The sequence below is a fragment of the Micromonospora sp. DT68 genome (assembly GCF_049847245.1).
In the GTDB taxonomy this organism is placed as follows: Bacteria; Actinomycetota; Actinomycetes; order Mycobacteriales; family Micromonosporaceae; genus Micromonospora; species Micromonospora profundi.
Genome location: NZ_JBNCNZ010000009.1, coordinates 121,476 through 137,701 on the forward strand (window position 1 = coordinate 121,476; position 16,226 = coordinate 137,701).

Annotated in this window: 17 protein-coding genes; 6 read left to right on the forward strand and 11 right to left on the reverse strand. The window is 73.5% G+C overall.

Translation table 11 applies throughout. The features are described 5' to 3' along the window. Positions 1-65 precede the first annotated feature (65 nt). The 5 genes from ACPXB1_RS18355 to ACPXB1_RS18375 form a co-directional block, all read right to left on the reverse strand. The gene (locus tag ACPXB1_RS18355) at positions 66-728 is read right to left on the reverse strand and encodes a hypothetical protein (RefSeq protein ID WP_355594794.1); all 663 of its coding nucleotides are present in this window, start codon (positions 726-728) and stop codon (positions 66-68) included. After that, entirely contained in the window at positions 725-3,400 is a 2,676-nt protein-coding gene (locus ACPXB1_RS18360) for an FtsK/SpoIIIE domain-containing protein (protein WP_355594792.1), read from the reverse strand. The genes ACPXB1_RS18355 and ACPXB1_RS18360 overlap by 4 nt, the downstream gene beginning before the upstream one ends. Beyond that, positions 3,393-4,454, reverse strand: coding sequence for a hypothetical protein (locus ACPXB1_RS18365; protein WP_425735575.1), 1,062 nt, complete (start codon positions 4,452-4,454; stop codon positions 3,393-3,395). Before ACPXB1_RS18365 ends, ACPXB1_RS18360 begins: the two co-directional genes overlap by 8 nt. A 6-nt stretch (positions 4,455-4,460) precedes the next feature. Next, the gene (locus tag ACPXB1_RS18370) at positions 4,461-4,721 is read right to left on the reverse strand and encodes a hypothetical protein (protein WP_053655789.1); all 261 of its coding nucleotides are present in this window, start codon (positions 4,719-4,721) and stop codon (positions 4,461-4,463) included. A gap of 152 nt (positions 4,722-4,873) precedes the next feature. Further along, positions 4,874-5,266 (reverse strand): hypothetical protein, encoded by a 393-nt coding sequence (locus tag ACPXB1_RS18375; RefSeq protein WP_355594788.1) that lies wholly within the window; start codon positions 5,264-5,266, stop codon positions 4,874-4,876. A gap of 139 nt (positions 5,267-5,405) precedes the next feature. On the opposite strand from ACPXB1_RS18375, the gene ACPXB1_RS18380 reads away from it, so the two are divergent. From ACPXB1_RS18380 to ACPXB1_RS18390, 3 genes are read left to right on the forward strand one after another with little or no spacing between them, the layout of a single operon-like run. Next, positions 5,406-7,961 (forward strand): ATP-dependent Clp protease ATP-binding subunit, encoded by a 2,556-nt coding sequence (locus ACPXB1_RS18380; RefSeq protein ID WP_355594786.1) that lies wholly within the window; start codon positions 5,406-5,408, stop codon positions 7,959-7,961. Next, a complete protein-coding gene (locus ACPXB1_RS18385) occupies positions 7,958-8,161 on the forward strand; it encodes a hypothetical protein (RefSeq protein ID WP_355594784.1) in 204 nt (67 codons plus the stop codon). Before ACPXB1_RS18380 ends, ACPXB1_RS18385 begins: the two co-directional genes overlap by 4 nt. Continuing rightward, a complete protein-coding gene (locus ACPXB1_RS18390) occupies positions 8,161-8,511 on the forward strand; it encodes a DUF3140 domain-containing protein (RefSeq protein WP_053655796.1) in 351 nt (116 codons plus the stop codon). The genes ACPXB1_RS18385 and ACPXB1_RS18390 overlap by 1 nt, the downstream gene beginning before the upstream one ends. Before the next feature lie 58 nt (positions 8,512-8,569). Here the strand turns inward: ACPXB1_RS18390 and ACPXB1_RS18395 are convergent, their stop codons facing one another. After that, positions 8,570-8,815 (reverse strand): hypothetical protein, encoded by a 246-nt coding sequence (locus ACPXB1_RS18395; RefSeq protein WP_334549910.1) that lies wholly within the window; start codon positions 8,813-8,815, stop codon positions 8,570-8,572. An 81-nt stretch (positions 8,816-8,896) separates the two neighbouring features. After that, positions 8,897-9,634 (reverse strand): TetR/AcrR family transcriptional regulator, encoded by a 738-nt coding sequence (locus ACPXB1_RS18400; protein ID WP_355594781.1) that lies wholly within the window; start codon positions 9,632-9,634, stop codon positions 8,897-8,899. A 24-nt stretch (positions 9,635-9,658) separates the two neighbouring features. Between ACPXB1_RS18400 and ACPXB1_RS18405 the strand changes: the two genes are divergently transcribed. After that, the gene (locus ACPXB1_RS18405; RefSeq protein ID WP_425735576.1) at positions 9,659-10,822 is read left to right on the forward strand and encodes an FAD-dependent oxidoreductase; all 1,164 of its coding nucleotides are present in this window, start codon (positions 9,659-9,661) and stop codon (positions 10,820-10,822) included. A gap of 15 nt (positions 10,823-10,837) precedes the next feature. On the opposite strand, the gene ACPXB1_RS18410 is transcribed toward ACPXB1_RS18405, so the two are convergent. Beyond that, positions 10,838-11,809 (reverse strand): LysR family transcriptional regulator, encoded by a 972-nt coding sequence (locus ACPXB1_RS18410; protein WP_355594779.1) that lies wholly within the window; start codon positions 11,807-11,809, stop codon positions 10,838-10,840. A gap of 75 nt (positions 11,810-11,884) precedes the next feature. Then, positions 11,885-12,487 (reverse strand): hemerythrin domain-containing protein, encoded by a 603-nt coding sequence (locus ACPXB1_RS18415; RefSeq protein ID WP_355594777.1) that lies wholly within the window; start codon positions 12,485-12,487, stop codon positions 11,885-11,887. Positions 12,488-12,764: 277 nt separating this feature from the next. Between ACPXB1_RS18415 and ACPXB1_RS18420 the strand changes: the two genes are divergently transcribed. Continuing rightward, positions 12,765-14,093, forward strand: a complete 1,329-nt coding sequence (locus tag ACPXB1_RS18420; protein ID WP_355629624.1) for a M20/M25/M40 family metallo-hydrolase — start codon at positions 12,765-12,767, stop codon at positions 14,091-14,093. Between the two features lie 57 nt (positions 14,094-14,150). Continuing rightward, positions 14,151-14,813 (forward strand): hypothetical protein, encoded by a 663-nt coding sequence (locus ACPXB1_RS18425; RefSeq protein WP_355594774.1) that lies wholly within the window; start codon positions 14,151-14,153, stop codon positions 14,811-14,813. A gap of 80 nt (positions 14,814-14,893) precedes the next feature. On the opposite strand, the gene ACPXB1_RS18430 is transcribed toward ACPXB1_RS18425, so the two are convergent. Together ACPXB1_RS18430 and ACPXB1_RS18435 are read right to left on the reverse strand one after the other, a co-directional pair. Further along, entirely contained in the window at positions 14,894-15,085 is a 192-nt protein-coding gene (locus ACPXB1_RS18430) for a DUF5703 family protein (RefSeq protein ID WP_053655860.1), read from the reverse strand. Between the two features lie 113 nt (positions 15,086-15,198). After that, positions 15,199-16,170: an aldo/keto reductase gene (locus tag ACPXB1_RS18435; protein ID WP_355629627.1), complete on the reverse strand. Its 972-nt coding sequence runs from the start codon at positions 16,168-16,170 to the stop codon at positions 15,199-15,201. Between the last annotated feature and the right edge of the window lie 56 nt (positions 16,171-16,226).

Genomic DNA, 16,226 nt, shown 5'->3' on the forward strand with positions numbered 1-16,226 from the left:
GACTCGCGTTCTCGCTGGTCGGCTATGCGACAGCCCGCTGTGGACGGCAGTGCGTCAGGGCGGTCTCAGCGGCCGAGCACCAGCAGCAGCGCGGTGGTGAGCAGGCCGGCGCCGAGCACCACGATGATCGGGCGCGGCCCGAGCACCGCGTGCCGGCGGTCGGCCAGCACCCGAGCCGGCACCAGCCCGATCAGCGGCCCGCACAGCGTCACCACAAGCGCCAACACCGGCATCCCGACCTCCAGGTCCCCGCCGTACCCGACGCCGAGCGCCCGCGCGCCCACCCCCAACGCGTACGCAAGCACCGCGCCGGCCACTCCGGAGAGCGCCAGCAGAGGGTTGACCGAGCCGGGCAGCTCGCCGGGCTGCCCCGCCCGGTTGATCAGGTCCCGTGCCCGGGTGAGCAGCAACACCGGGTCGGTGGCGCCGCTACCGTTGGCCGGTACCGGTGGGCCGGAGAGACGCCGGACGCCAAGCCGCGTCCGTACCTGCTGCCACAGGTGTGCCACCTCGGCGTCGACGCGTTCCTGCTCCTCGCGGGCGGCGATCAGCTCCTCCTCGGCGAGCCGCACCTGTTCGGTGGCGTCGGCGACGGCCTGCTCGGCGGCCGCGCACTGCCGCTCGTGCCAGGTGTGCGCCTCGGCGCGCTGTTCGCGTACCCGCGCGGTCAGTTCGGCCAGCCGCCGCAGTTGCGCCGCGTACGTCTCACTTGTCACCGGTTGGTTCATCGTGACGGTCCATAGGGGATGATCACCTGTCCGGTGCGGTGCACCGCCCGGTCGAAGAAGAGCCCCCGCCACGGGCGGGGATACCAGTCCGGGCCGCCGGTGCCCGGATAGAGCGACGCGCCCAACTCGCCGCCGTGCGCGTCGAGCGCCACCCAGGCGCCGATCTGGTCGGTGCGGGCTGCCGGGCCACCCAGGTCGGCGCGCATCCGGGCCACGCCCCGCCACCAGGCCAGCACGTGGGTCCGCCGCTCCGGCCCGTCGTGCAGGATCCGACGCAACTGCTCCAGGCCGGTACGTCGTCCGGCCCGCGCCGCAAGCGCCCCGGCCGCCGCGTCGACGGCGAACAGCAGCAGATAGTGCGGGCTGCCGGGGCCGGTGAGCCCGTCGGCGGTCTCGGCCATCAGCTCGCCGACGGTCTCCTCGTCGTACCAGGCGGCGTCGTCGGCAAGGTCGTCGTAGAGCGCGCGGGCGATCGGGTCGGCGTCCGGGTCCAGGCAGGCGATGGAGAAACGGGCGGTGCCCGGCGGGTGCTGGCGGGCCAGTGACCGGGCCGCCGCGTCCAGCACCGCGCACGCCTCGTCGACACGGGTGCCCAGCACCGCGAGGTTGCGGCCCGGGGCGCGGGGCAGCCGCAGCGCCGCCGACCGGGCCTGTACGTCGATGATCTCGCCGAGCAGGGCCACCGGGTTGCGGGGCGTACGCCCGTCCGGCGGCACGGCGAGCGCCCGGAAGTCCGGCGCCTCGGCCAGCCGGGGGACCGCGTCGCCGTCGAAGAGCCGGGCCGGCGCCGCGTCGGCGGGGCGCATCCGCCACAGGCGGTGCTGAAGGGTGCTCCACGTCTGCCAGTCGCTTGCCGCCGGGATCTGGGCGATCTCGTTGCCCTCCACCATCCCCGACTCGGCGTTGACCACAGCGTGCCAGCGTGGCAGCGACTGCGCCGCGTCGTTGCGTTCGGCGAGGATCCGCAGCGCCTTGGGCAACGCGATGCGCAACGCGAACTGGGCCACAAGCGCCGGGCGGCCCCACAGTGCCTCGATGCCCCGTACGTCCTGGGAGGCGAGCACCAGGTGGATGCCCTGCGAGCGACCCCGCCGGGCCAGATCCTCCAGCAGGTCGGCGGCCTCCCGGGCGACGACGTCCCGGCCGGCCAGCAGCATCTGGAACTCGTCGACCACTGCGACGATCCGTGGCCAGTGCCCCGTCGGGTCGACAGCGCGCAGCTCGGCCAGCTTGGTGACCTCGTGCTTCTTGGCGGCGTCGGCCCGTCGGCGCAGCTCATCGGTGAGGAACCGCAGCAGCGCCAGCCCGAACTCCCGGTCGGTGTTGACGTTGATGCCGACCAGCCGCATGTGCGGCAGCCAGCTCGGGTCACGCCGGCCCTGCGCGAACCGGGCGAAGGACACCCCCTCCTTGAAGTCCAGCAGATAGAACTCCAGCTCGGCGGGGGAGTAGCGGGCTGCGAGGGCGCCGATCCAGGCGAAGATCAGGTTGGTCTTGCCGGTGCCGGACGGCCCACCGATGAGGGCGTGCGGCGGATAGTCACCAAGAGTCAGCCGTACGGGCCGGCCGTGCGGCCCCGAACCGATCGGCGCGGTCAGGCCGCCGGCCGAGTCCTCCCGCCACATCAGCTCCGGCGGTGGCAGCAGCTCGTCGAACGGGGTCGGCGGCGGTCCGGCGTTCACCTGGGCGGCGATCGACCGGCAGGTCTCGGTGACAAGCGTCGCCGGTGGCGGCGGGTCCAGCCGTACCGGCAGGCCGGACGGGCCGCCGATCCGGGTGCCGGACGTGTCGGCCACCACGCGGGTCACCGTCGGGTCGTCCGGCAGCGGCACGCCCCGGACCACGAGGTGCACCCCGCAGGCGGCTCCGGTGCGGACCACCCTGTCGAGTTGCCCGCGCTCGTGCCGGTTGAGTTCGTCGCCGCCGAGCAGCACCGCCACCCGCCACGGCTCGGGGCGCCGGCCGGTCGCGGCGGCCAGGTCGCGCAGCGAGCCGTGCTCACCGGCCAGCACCGTCTCGTTGATCCGGCGGATCTGCTCGACCAGGTCGTCGAGCAACGGGCCCAACCCGCCGGGGCCGACGAAGGTGAGCAGCCCCGCGGTGCCCAGCGGGGCGAACCCGGCCAGGCCGCCGCCGAGGTGCTCCGGGTCGTACCCGATCAGTCGGATGGCGCCCGGTTCGGCGCGGCCGGCGGCCCGCAGCAGCAGCGCGGACACGACGGCGTCGCAGCCGGCGCGGTCGTCGCCGGTGAGCTGGACGTGCCCGGCGTCGAGCAGCGGCACCAGCGCGGGCACCGGGTCGACGTCGTCGATCCGGACCGTGCCGACCCGCAGCGCGCCGGGCGGCTCGGCCCGCCGGGTGGGAGTGGGTTGCCAGCCCGGCCAGTCGGCGCCGGCGCAGCCGGGCGCTTCGCGGCGGGCGGCGTCGGCGGCCTGGCGGGCCAGCTCGGCGATCCGGGAGGCGTACCGGCTGTCGATCTCGGCGAGACGGCGGTCCCGCTGGGCGGCCACCCGCTCCGGCACGGCGGCGGCGGCCCGGCGGATCCGGGTCAACCGCTCCCGCCCGGCGGTCAGATCGGCCTGGGCGGCGGACAGCCGGGTACGGGTGGCGCCCAGCGCCTCGGCGAGCGTGTCCCGGACCCGGCTGGCGAGCTGCCCGCGCCGGTCAGCCATCGGAGCTCCGGCGGGCCGGCGCGTCCCGCCACGGACTGCCGGTACGCGGCAGGCCGACGGAGTGCTGCCGCTCCCCGCCGTCGGGGGAGGCGGCCGGGCGCTGCCGCGCGCCGCTGGCCCGGTGGCCACCCGCCGGCTGCGGGCTCGCGGTGCGCTGCGAACCGGCGGTGCGCTGGGGGCCGGTGGCAGCCTGCGGGCCGGTGGGGGGCGGCTGCGCGCCGGTGGGCAGGTCCCGGCCCAGCCGGGCGAGCAGCAGCCCGGTCGCCACGCCTGCGGTGACCGCCGAGTCGGCGGCGTGCGGCGGCTCACCGGAGGATCGCGGCGGCGGCATCCGGCACACCCGGGTCAACAGCGTCTCCAGAACCGGCGGCGGTAGTCCGGGAAGCAGGTCGCGGACCCGCCCGTCCAGCTCACCGCGCAGCCGCCCCAGGTCGGCGGCGCGCGGTGGATGCCCCAGCAGCTCACCGGCCAGCTCGCGCAGCAGCGGTGGGGCAAGCGCGGCCATGCCCAGGCCCACGTCGGCCGACGCCCGACGCAGCTCGGTGCGCAGCCGGTCCCGGTCACCGGCGCGCACCCCGCGTACGACCCGGCGCAGCAGCTCCTGGGAGTCGTCGAGCCGTTCGTCGGGCTCGTCGGCGCCGCCGTCGCTGCCGCCGGTCAGCTCCGCCACCCGTACCGCCCACCAGCGGCGCATCCGGACCTGCTCGGGCGCTTCCGGCGCCACTGTGGTGGGCTCCTCCGACGGTGGTGCGTCGTGGCGGGGGTCGCGGCGTTCCGGGCGGGGCGGCGGGGCGCCGTCGGCGGCCAGCCCGATCGCTGCCAGGTACGCCGAGAGCTGCTCCTGCGCCACCCGCAGCGCGTAGTTGGCGCTCTCGGCGTGCTCGGTGGCGGCGGACAGCTCGGGCACTCCCATCGGGTTGGCCGACTCCTGGCGGACCCAGCGCAGCCGCTCCGCGGCCAGGCCGAACTTCTCCAGCGCCTGCCCGAGCAGCCCCACCGGGAACTCCTCGCTGGCGGCGCGGACCTGCCCGCCGACGTCCTCGATGATGGACACGACCGCCTACAGGGTGGCGACGTAGAGCTGCGCCTGCTCGACCGCGACAAGTGTCGCGGCGAGACACTCCTCCAGCTCCTGGCTGGCCTGGCTCAGCGACGCCTGGGCCGCCTCCACCGTCTCGTGCCCGCTGCCCTCCAGCGCGCCCGCGAGGGTCTGCTGGGCCTCGGACAGCTTCTCCCCGGCGGCCTGCACGGCTGTCTGCCCGTCACCGATCTGTTGGAGGGCGACATCGATGGCAGCCTTCAGCTCGGCGACGCTCGCCACGGTGCAACCTCCTGGGGGCGGGGAGGCCTCCATTAGAGCCTATCGGCGATCGTGGGAAAACCTCCGCCCTGGTGGTGTTCCTGCCCGGCTGTCCGGTTGCCGCCCTGAAGTGCCGGGAGTCCGTTCTGTGGGAGTCCCAGTGCGAGAACTTCTCACCTGTTGGCGGGGGCGTCGCGCAGCCACCGGGGCCCGTACACCTCGGCGCCAAGCGCGGTGACCCGCTCGCGCAACTCCCGGTCGGCGGTGACCACGAGCCTGCGGCGTCGTGGCGCGGCCTGCACCAACTCGACCACCGTGTCGTCGCCCGAACCCGGGGCGGAGACCACCCGGACGTCGTCGATGCCGGGCACGTCCCGCGCGGCGCCCTCGACCACGAGCACCACCTCGACCGGCGCGTCCAGCCGGGCGGGCAGGCCGGTCGCGGCCACCGGCGCGAGTGAGTCACGCAGCCGGGCGGCGGCCCCGGCCCGGTCCCGCCACCACCCGTTCGGGCGGGAGCCCACAACGTTGGCGCCGTCCACGATCAGCAGCGGGTTCTCATCCATGCCGCAAGCCTGCCACCACCTGCCGGCGTCGGGCCCACGCCACTCCACGACGCCGGGCGTCGCCGCCGGTGGGCGTTTGTCGCGCCGGGTGCCGGGTAGCCCCTGCCGACCATGCCGCGCCCGATTGCGGAGGACAGACATGATGGGACCCGGTGACGCTGGCTCCGACCCGTGGGACGAGTTCCTGGCCCGGTACTTCGGCCGGGGTGAGGGAGGGCGCCGGCCGCCACACCGGGTGGACATCACCCGACTCATGACCGCCGACGCGCGGGAGATGCTCGCCGACGCGGCCCGGCGTGCCGCGCAACGGCAGAGCAACGACCTGGACACCGACCACCTGCTCTGGGCGGCGCTGCAACGCGAACCCCTGCGGGATCTGGTGAGCCGGGCCGGCGCCGACCCGGACACCCTGCTCAACGCGCTCGGCGGGAAGGGCGACAGCGCGCCGCGCGGGGAGGTGCCGCCCAACCTGTCGTTGACCCCCGCCGCCAAGCGGGCGCTGCTCGATGCCCACCAGCTGTCCCGGGCGATGGGCGCCAACTACATCGGCCCCGAGCACATCCTGATGGCGCTGCCGCTCAACCCGGAGTCGCCGGCCGGCCGGATGCTCGCCGCCGGTCGGATCCAGCCCGAGTCCTTGCAGGCCGCCAACGCCGAGCGCGGGCCGATGAACGGGCCGAAGCCCGACCGCGGCACACCCACCCTGGACCAGTACGGGCAGGACCTCACCGACCTGGCCCGCGCCGACCAGATCGACCCGGTGATCGGGCGGGCCGACGAGATCGAGCAGGCAGTGGAGATCCTGTCGCGGCGGACCAAGAACAACCCGGTCCTGATCGGTGAGGCAGGTGTCGGCAAGACCGCGATCGTCGAGGGCCTCGCCGAGCGGATCTGCGACGGTGACGTGCCGCAGACCCTGCTCGGCAAGCGGGTGGTCCAGCTGGACCTGGCCGGCCTCGTCGCCGGCACCCGCTACCGGGGCGACTTCGAGGAGCGGCTGAAGAAGGTGATCGACGAGATCCGGGCGCACCGCGACGAACTGATCATCTTCCTGGACGAGATCCACACCCTGGTCGGTGCCGGCGGCGCGGGCAGCGAGGGCGGCATGGACGCCTCCAACATGCTCAAGCCCGCGCTGGCCCGGGGCGAGCTGCGGGTGATCGGCGCGACAACGCTCGACGAGTACCGCAAGAGCATCGAGAAGGACGCCGCGCTGGCCCGCCGGTTCCAGCCGGTGCTGGTGCCCGAGCCCGACGTCGACGACACGATCGCCATCCTGCGCGGCCTGCGCGACAGGTACGAGGCGCACCACCAGGTGCGGTTCACCGACGAGGCGCTCGTCGCCGCCGCCGAACTGTCCGACCGGTACGTCACCGACCGGTTCCTGCCGGACAAGGCCATCGACCTGATCGACCAGGCCGGCGCCCGGGTCCGGCTGCGCACCCGCACGCCCGCCTCCGACGTGCGGGATCTGGAACGCGAACTCGACGAGGTACGCCGGGACAAGGAACAGGCGGTCACCGACGAGCAGTACGAGCGGGCCTCGGCGCTGCGCGACCGGATCGGTGAGCTGGAACAGGAGATCCGCCGCGCCAACGGTGACGACGGCAACTCCTCGCAGGTGCCCGAGGTGGGTCCCCGGGAGATCGCCGAGGTGGTTTCCCGGGCCACCGGCATCCCGGTCAGCCAGCTCACCGAGGAGGAGCGGGACCGGCTGCTGCGCCTGGAGGGGCACCTGCACGAGAAGGTGGTCGGCCAGGACGACGCGGTCACCGCCGTCGCCGAGGCGGTCCGCCGCTCCCGCGCCGGACTGGCCGACCCGGACCGCCCGATGGGCAGTTTCCTGTTCCTCGGTCCCACCGGCGTCGGCAAGACCGAACTGGCCCGTGCCCTGGCCGAGGCGCTGTTCGGTGAGGCAGACCGGATGGTCCGGGTGGACATGAGCGAGTTCCAGGAGCGGCACACTGTCAGCCGGCTCGTCGGCGCCCCGCCCGGGTACGTCGGCTACGAGGAGGCCGGCCAGCTCACCGAGGCGGTACGCCGTCGCCCGTACGCCGTGGTGCTGCTCGACGAGATCGAGAAGGCCCACCCGGACGTGTTCAACATCCTGCTCCAGGTGCTCGACGACGGGCGGCTCACCGACAGTCAGGGCCGGACGGTGAACTTCAAGAACACCGTACTGATCATGACAAGCAACCTCGGCTCCGAGTTGATCACGGGCAGTCAGCGCAGCGTCGGGTTCGGCACCGGCGCGCCGGGCAGCGAACAGGAGAGCGACGAGCTGCGGGAGCGGCTGATGCGCCGCCTTCAGGAGAACTTCCGTCCGGAGTTCCTCAACCGCATCGACGAGACCATCATCTTCCGGCGGCTGGAGGCCGAGCAGCTGCGCCAGATCACCGGGCTGCTGCTTGAGGAGACCCGCCGCCGGCTGCACGCGCAGGACATCCAGGTGGAGTTCACCACCGCCGCCATGGACTGGCTCGCCGAGCACGGCTACCAGCCGGAGTTCGGCGCCCGCCCACTGCGCCGGGTGATCCAGCGGGAGGTGGACAACCACCTGTCCCGGATGCTGCTGGAGTCGGCGATCTCGCCCGGGCAGAAGGTCGTCGTGGACGCCCGCGACGGGCAGCTCGCCTTCGACGTGCACGCGGGGGAGCGGGGCTACAAGGCCGCCACGACCTCGCATCCACGATGACCCCGGCGGAACGACAACCGGAGGACGACAGGGCGCACCCGCCCGCCGAGCCGCCGGACGACGACGAGCATCCCGACCCGATCCTGGCCTCGCCGACCGCGAACCCTCGCCGTACGCGGGTGCCGGCGGAGGGTCTGCACCCGAAGACCGACCAGGACGACCCGGAGACGGCCGGGCCGCCGCGGCGAGAGGAGACCTGATGGTACGCGAAACGCGGCTCGACCCCGAGGTGGAAGTGCTCTGGGAGGACTTCCACGCCGAGGTAAACGTCCCGTCGGAGAAGCTGCGCAGTTGGCTGCTGACACGGGGGTCCGGTGAGGAGGCGTTCGGGTCGAACCCGGATCTCGACCTGCCCCAGCCCGGCCGGGAGATCCTCAAGGTGCTCAACAAGCGCAAGGTCGACCTCACCCCGGACGACATCGAGGTGATGCGGGAGGCTGTCGAGCGGATCCGCGAGCTGATGGACGCCAAGCCGCCCCGCGGCAACGCCGACGACAGCTGGCGGCACTCCCTGCTCGACCTGGGCCACGATCCACTCGTCGAACGCTGAACGCGGTCCACGCGCGACGGTGCCGTCCCGGGCGGGACGGCACCGTTTCCGCGTCCGGCTACTGGCCCTGGTCGGACTCCAGGCTGGCGATTGTCAACCCGGCCGCGTCGGCGGCGGCGTCCCGGTCGCCACGGGTCTGGTCCTCCCGGGTGAGCAGGTTGGCGTACTCGGTGACGTCGGCGGGGTCGGGCACCGCCGGCAGCCGGCGCAGGAAGGCCTCCACCTCGCGGGTGGCGGCGGTGTGCGCGGCGGCGGCCTGGCGGAGCAGCTCCCGGTCGTCGGCGGGCGGGTAGAGATCGGTCATGTAGGCCAGATACCCGGACAGCGGCCGTTCGCACCGCCGCGGGCCGGCCAGTAGCCGACGCCTCGGTCGGCGTCACCGGGACTACTCGCCGGTGCCGCCTGCGGGGTGGCCGGTGATGCCGTCCAGGATGGTGGTCAGGTTGTGGTCGAAGGTTTTCTCGGCGCTGAGGTGGGCGCCGTCGATCACGAGCCGGGCGATGGTGGGGTAGCGGCCGGTGTCGAGCATGCGTGTCAGGTAGGGGCCGAAGCTGGTCTGCCAGGCGCTGACGTCGGTGCCGGTAGTGCGGGCGGTGCGTCGTTCGGTGACCTCCCGGCGCAGGGCTCCGACGACGAACGCGTTGAGGGCGCCCAGGGCCCGCTGGAGGTCGTCGACACCGCGTACGCCGGGGGCCTGGCTGAGGGCCGCCGCGGTCGTCTCGCCCACAGCGAGCGCGTGGGGCCCCAGGTGTGGCCGACCGCCGAGCAGGTCGGCGAACCACTCGTGGTCGAGGGCGGCGACGCGGGTCCGCCGGAAGATCGCGAGGACCGTGGCGCGCCACCCGGAATGCTGGCCAGTCTCGGCGATCTGGGCGTAGACGGCGTCGACCATCAGGTCGAGCAGTTCCGATCGGTTGGCCAGGTAGTCGTAGAGCCGCATCGGGCCGACGCCGAGCTCTTTGGCGATCTTGCGGACCGACAGCCCGTCGAGGCCGTGCGCGTCGGCGAGCCGGATCGCCGTGTCGGCGATCTTCGCGCGGCTCAACGGCACCGGCGTCGCCCGGGGCCGGGGCTCGGGGCGTTCCCAAACGGGTACGAACTCGCTACCGTACGGTGTATCCACGCGATACAGCGTACGGTAAGGGGGATGGCTATGCGAATGGCGATCGCCGGTGGTGGCCTGGGCGGCCTGACGCTGGCACGGATTCTGCACCGACACGGCATCGACACGGTGGTCTACGAACGCGAGGCCGGCCGGTCCGCGCGCTCCCAGGGCGGGATGCTCGACCTGCACCCGGAATCCGGGCAACTGGCCCTCACCGAGGCGGGTCTCGACGACCGGTTCCGGTCAGAGGCGCGGCCCGAGGGCGAGGAACACCGCATCCTCGACCCGGCCGGGCGCACCCTCGTGCACCACATACCCCGACCCGGCACGTTCGCCGGACGTCCCGAGATCGACCGCACCGTACTGCGTGATCTTCTGCTCGATTCGCTGCCGCCAGACGCGGTGGCGTGGCGGCACCGCCTCGTCGCGGCGACGCCACGACCGGGCGGCGGCTTCGGGCTGACCTTCGACGACGGCGATCGCGCCGACTGCGACGTCCTGGTCGGCGCGGACGGCGCGCGCTCGGTCGTGCGAGGGCTGCTTACCGACGTGGGACTGTCCTACGTGGCCACCCATGTGGAGCTGACCATCGGCGACGCTGACCGACGCCACCCGGATCTCGCCGAGCTGGTCGGCCCGGGAAACCTGTGGTGTGTCGGCGGGAGTCGGATCCTCTCGGCGCAACGTCTCGGCGACGGCAGCATCCGGGTCGGGATCTCACTGCGTGCCGATGGCCGTGACCTCGGCACCTACCGTGACAAGGGTGCCCTGCTGGACCTGTTCGACGGCTGGGACGCGCGCCTCACCGCCCTCATCGACGCCGGCGACGGCGCACCGACGCCGCGCCGGGTCGAGGCGATGCCGATCGGCGCGCGCTGGGCCAACCAGCCCGGAATCACCCTTCTCGGTGACGCCGCGCACCTCATGCCGCCGGTCGGTGAGGGCGCCAACCAGGCCATGCTGGACGCCGCCGAACTCGCGCGCGAACTCGCCGCCGCCCCCACCGACCCGGACGCGGCGATCCGGGCGTACGAGGAGGCGATGTTCGCCAGAATCCAGCCGATCGCCGAGATGTGCGCACGGGTGCAGGCGATGATGCTGTCCCCGACGGCGGCCGACGACCTCGTCCGCTTCTTCACGCGGCAGCCGGGCGAGCCCGCGCCCGGGGAACAGGAACGCGTCGCCCAGACCGCCTCGTCCCGCTAGACCTCCCGTCCGCCCTCACACCCCGCTGGGCTGCCGCACCCCGAAACCCGGATTGCGCACCAGCCAGTCCAGGTAGGTGGGGTGCGGCGCCAGCGAGTCGGTGTACGCCGCCTTGGCAGTCGCCAACAGCAACTCGGCGTCGCGTGCCGCCAGCGAGTCGGGGTGCCACCCCAGCAGCAGCCGCCACCGCAACGGCACACCGGCCAGCCGCCGGGTCACCAGACCGGCCACCGGCCGGAACGTCGCCTGGCAGAGGGCCACCGCCACGCCGGCCTCCACCAGGTCGACGCAGCCGCGGATGTCGGTCTCGTACACCTTCCGGGGGGTGAAGCCGGCGCGGGCGCAGGCGGTCGCGAAGCAGTCGGCGAAACAGCCGTCACCGGGCGCGGCCACCCACTGCTCGTGGCGCAGGTCGCCCAGGCGCACCTCGTCGCGCCCGGCGAGCGGGTGGGTCTCGGGCAGCAGCACCAGCACCGGGTCGACGGCCACCTCGCGCCAGCTCAACCCGAACTCGGCCGACGGGCTGGCGTCACCGCACACACCGGCGAGCGCGAAGTCCAACCGCCCGCCGGCCACCAACTGCGCCAGCTCGTCCACCGACCAGGAGGCGTACGTGGTGATCTGCGCCGGCGGCTGCTCGGCGGCCAGTCGGTGCACCAGCCGGCCCAGGATCGGGCTGTTCACCCCGCCCAGACGGTAACCACGGGGCGCCGCGTTGGCGCTGGCCAGGCGGGCCGCCTCGTCCTGTAGGCCCTTCATCGCCGGCAGCAGCACCCGGGCGCGGGCGAGCACCAGCTCACCGAGCGCTGTGGGTCGTGCCCCGCGCCGGTCCCGGTCGAACAATGGCCCGCCCAGGGTCCGTTCGATCCGTTGGAGCTGGGCGGTGAGCGCTGGTTGGGCGAGCCCCAGCGCCGACGCCGCCTTGGTCACGCTCCCTGTCTCCGCGATCGCACAGACCACCCGCAGGTGTCGCAGCTCCAGGTTCATACGGTGACGGTAGGACCACGCCGCGGCCTGCGGAAGAGGCGAAGCGGATCGGTGAGATTGAATGCACTGTCGAGGTCAGTCGCGCGGCGCTTCCGGCAGGTCCGCCAGGTACGTCGGGCGACGGGTCACGGCGTCGCGGACCTTGTCCACCACGCCCACCGCCGGCTCGACGATCCGGTTCCACGGCGGCGTCGCCGGGGTGCCCGGATGCGGCCGCGTCGGCGCCGCCTCCTCGGCGATCTCCAGCCGGTTGCCCAACCGGATCAGCTCCTCCGGGGTCGCCACCGTACGCAGCTCGGCGACGAGCCCGCCGACCCCGTCGACGTGCCGGCGGACCCGCTCGGCGACCTCGGTGAGCGTCTCGTCGGTGAGCTCCTTCAGCGCGGCCAGCAGGCCGGCGTCGCCGTCGATCTCCGCGTCCACCCGTCCGGCCTGTTCCGGCAGCGCCGCCCGTACCGCCGGAAGCAGGTACTGCTCCTCGGCCGACAGGTGCCGCGACAGCGTGGCGGTGAGCACCGCCAGCCCGTCGCGCGGCGTACCGGCGGAAGCGGTCAGCTGGTCCAGCAGCGCCAGCAGCTGCCGGTGCTCGCGGTCCACGATGTCGGCGATGCTGCGGCCACCGGGCCGGTAACCCTCGTCGGGCGCGGGCGGCAACGGTGGCAGGGGGACGGCGGACATGGTGCCCTCCTCGACTGGCGGGCGGAAGCTCCGACAGGGGACGTGCGGTCGTGGGCGGCGGTACCCGTACCCGGGCGCCGCGAAACCGTCGCGTCGATCCGCCGCCCTGGATGCCCTTGCGCCCGCATTGATCCGTCGGCCTGGATGCCCTCCTGCCTGCGCGGATCCGCCGGCCTGGATGTCGGCCGGTACGGCGTCGACGCGCCGACCTGCGTGCCCGGTCGCACCGCGCCGGTGCGACGACCCGCCGGACGCCCCGGGCTGGTATGAAGGGGCGATGACGAGCGATGCCGCCCCTGCCCGACCGGACCCCACCGCCGAGGTCGTGGACCTTTGCCGCGACCTGCTGCGCATCGACACCACCAACACGGGGGACAACGCCACAAGCGTCGGCGAGCGCCGCGCGGCCGAGTACGTGGCGGAGAAGCTCGCCGAGGTGGGCGTCGAGTCGGTACTGCACGAGTCCGCGCCCGGCCGGGCCAACGTGATTGCCCGCATCCCCGGCACCGACCCGAGCCGGGGCGCGCTGCTGGTGCACGGCCACCTGGACGTCGTACCCGCCGACGCCGACGAGTGGTCGGTGCACCCGTTCTCCGGCGAGCTGCGCGACGGCTACCTGTGGGGGCGGGGCGCCATCGACATGAAGGACTTCGACGCCATGGTGCTCGCCGTGGTGCGGCACTGGCAGCGCACCGGCGTACGACCCCCGCGCGACATCGTGCTGGCGTACACCGCCGACGAGGAGGCCGGCAGCGACTACGGCGCGCGTTTCCTCGTCGACAACCACAGGGACCTCTTCGACGGCTGCACAGAGGCGATCGGCGAGGTCGGCGGCTTCTCCTACTCGGTGAACGACAGCCAGCGGCTCTATCTCATCGAGACCGCCGAGAAGGGCATCGACTGGCTGCGGCTGCACGCCAAGGGCCGCCCCGGGCACGGCTCGATGATGCACGACGACAACGCCGTCACCGCGCTTGCCGAAGCGGTGGCCCGGATCGGCCGGCACCGCTTCCCGGTCGTGGTCACCGACACCGTGCGGGCGTTCCTGGAGGAGGTCTCCGACCTGCTCGGCGTCGAACTCGACCCGGAGGACCCGGAGACGGCAATCGCCAAGCTCGGCCCGATCGCCAACATCATCGGCGCGACGATCCGCAACACGGCGAACCCGACCCGGTTGGACGCCGGCTACAAGGACAACGTCATTCCCGGCCGGGCCACCGCCACCATCGACTGCCGCAGCCTGCCCGGCCAGTCCGAGCTGCTGGAACGGCAGTTGCGCGAGCTGATCGGCCCGGACATCGCCATCGAGTACATCCAGCGGCAGCCCGCGCTGGAGACCACGTTCGACGGCGACCTGGTCGAGGCCATGTCGGCGGCGCTGCGCGCCGAGGACCCGGGCGCGCGGCCCGTACCGTACATGCTGTCCGGCGGCACCGACGCCAAGGCGTTCTCCCAGCTCGGTATCCGCTGCTTCGGGTTCGCCCCGCTGCGGCTGCCCGCCGACCTGAACTTCTCCGCGCTGTTCCATGGCATCGACGAGCGGGTTCCGGTCGACGGACTACAGTTCGGCGTGCGGGTTCTCGACCGGTTCCTGCGCACCTGCTAGCCGTGTCCGGTAACCGCACCCCGCGCGTTACTCCCCATCGTGAAGGGACTGCCCCACATGACCGACCAGCACGGTGAGCTGGACGCCGCTCTCGAGCGCGTTATCGAAGCGGCCCGCCGCCACCTGGCCGCCGTACGCGCCGCGCAGGGCCGCGTCGACGACGACGACGTCTGGCAGGCGTACGTGGCGTTGAACAACGCGTCCTTCGCCTACGACGAGCAGTTGCTCGACGCGTTCGGCGAGGTGACGCCGTGGGACGTCGACTCGATCGACCCGGACGAGGCCGACGAGCGCTTCGGCGGCGCGGACGCCGGCGAGGCCAGCGACCCGCACCCCCGGGTGATCTCGGTACGCCAGCGCCGCGACTACCGGGTGCCGAGCGTGGCCGCGCTGCTGCGGGCGGCCGAGGCGGCCCGCCGCGAGGGCACCCCGGAGGACGACGAGCCGGCGCCGGTGGAGGGCGTCGGCGAGGCGGTCCTGGAGCTGCTGCAGAGCGGCGACGGCTCGCTCGGCGCGCTGGACGTGCCCGAGCTGGAGCCTCTCGACGGGGTGGTGATGGTCAGCGAGGTGGGCACCCCTGTCGACCTGGAGTCGTTCGACGACGACGACGCTGTCGGCCCGTTCCAGCCGGCAGCCGACGACCGGCTGGTCGGTCGGCTCGACGAGCACCCGTTCCTGGAGCTCGACGACGACCACGACCACGCAGGGCACCAGCACTAGACGACGCGACGCGCCCGGCACCCCACCTGTGCGGTGGGGCGCCGGGCGCGTCGTCGTCAGTCCCGGGCGGCCGGCTCTCGTCAGTACGACAGGCCGGGCTGCGGCTGGTTGACCCGTCGGCGGCGCAGCACCACCTGCCGGGTTCCGTCGCGGAACAGCCGCACCCGGGCCAACTCCCACCCGGAGAACTCCGCCTGGATCGCCAGCTGCGCCGCGGCGGTCAATCGGTCGACGTTCGGCGGCAGCCGCAGCGGCGCGTATTCGTAGTCCATGCCACCCATGCTGCCCAGCCCAGCGGCCGTTCGCCACCCCCTTGCGGGGTGACCGACGCCGCGTCGGGGCGCAGACGGCCGCGTCCTCGACCTGAAGAACGCGGCCGCCGGGGTCAGCTGTCGCGCTCCGGGTAGCCCACCGGCACGCCGGAGACGTCGTCGAGCGCCGTGGTGATCTCCTCGGGCAGGGTGATCCGTTCCACCTGGAGCGCCCCGAGCAGCTGCCCGACGGTGCGGGCGCCGAGGATCGGCGCTGTCACCCCGGGCCGGTCCCGGATCCAGGCCAGCGCCACCTCAAGCGGCGAGACGCCCAGCCCGCCGGCCGCGGTCGCCACCGCCTCGACGATGCTGGAGCACCGAGGCTCCAGGTACGTCGACACGAACCGCTCGAAGTGCGGCGAGGCGGCCCGGGAGTCCGCCGGACGGCCGTGCCGGTACTTGCCGGTGAGCACACCCCGGCCCAGCGGCGACCAGGGCAGCACGCCCAGGCCGAGCGCCCCGCACGCGGGCAGCACCTCCCGCTCCACGCCCCGCTCCAGCAGCGAATATTCCACCTGGGCGGCGACCACGGGCGCGCGGCCCGGCCAGGCGGTCTGCCAGGCGGCGGCCCGTGCGGTCTGCCAGCCGGAAAAGTTCGACACGCCGACGTAGCGGACCTTGCCGCTGGCCACGGCGTGGTCCAGCGCGGCCAGAGTCTCCTCCAGGGGGGTGTCCGGGTCGTACCCGTGCACCTGGAACAGGTCGACGTGGTCGGTGCCGAGCCGGCGCAGCGACGCGTCGAGGGTGCGCAGCAGGTGGCCACGGGAGCCGTCGCGGCGGCGACCGGTGCCGGGGCGTAGCCCCGCCTTGGTGGCGATCAACAGCTCGTCGCGGGGTACGAGGGTGCCCAGCAGCGATCCGATCACCGACTCGGCGTCGCCGTCGCCGTACACGTCGGCGGTGTCGATCAGGTTGCCGCCCGCGTCCAGGTAACTCTTCAGCTGGGCGGCCGCGTCATCGGCGTCGGTGTCCCGACCCCAGGTCATGGTGCCGAGCGCGAGCCGCGAAACCGCCAGCCCGCTTCGGCCGAGCGGTCGCTGTTGCATGGGTGAACCTTATTTCGAACCTGCCGCCACGGATATCCTCGCTCCCGTCAACTCTG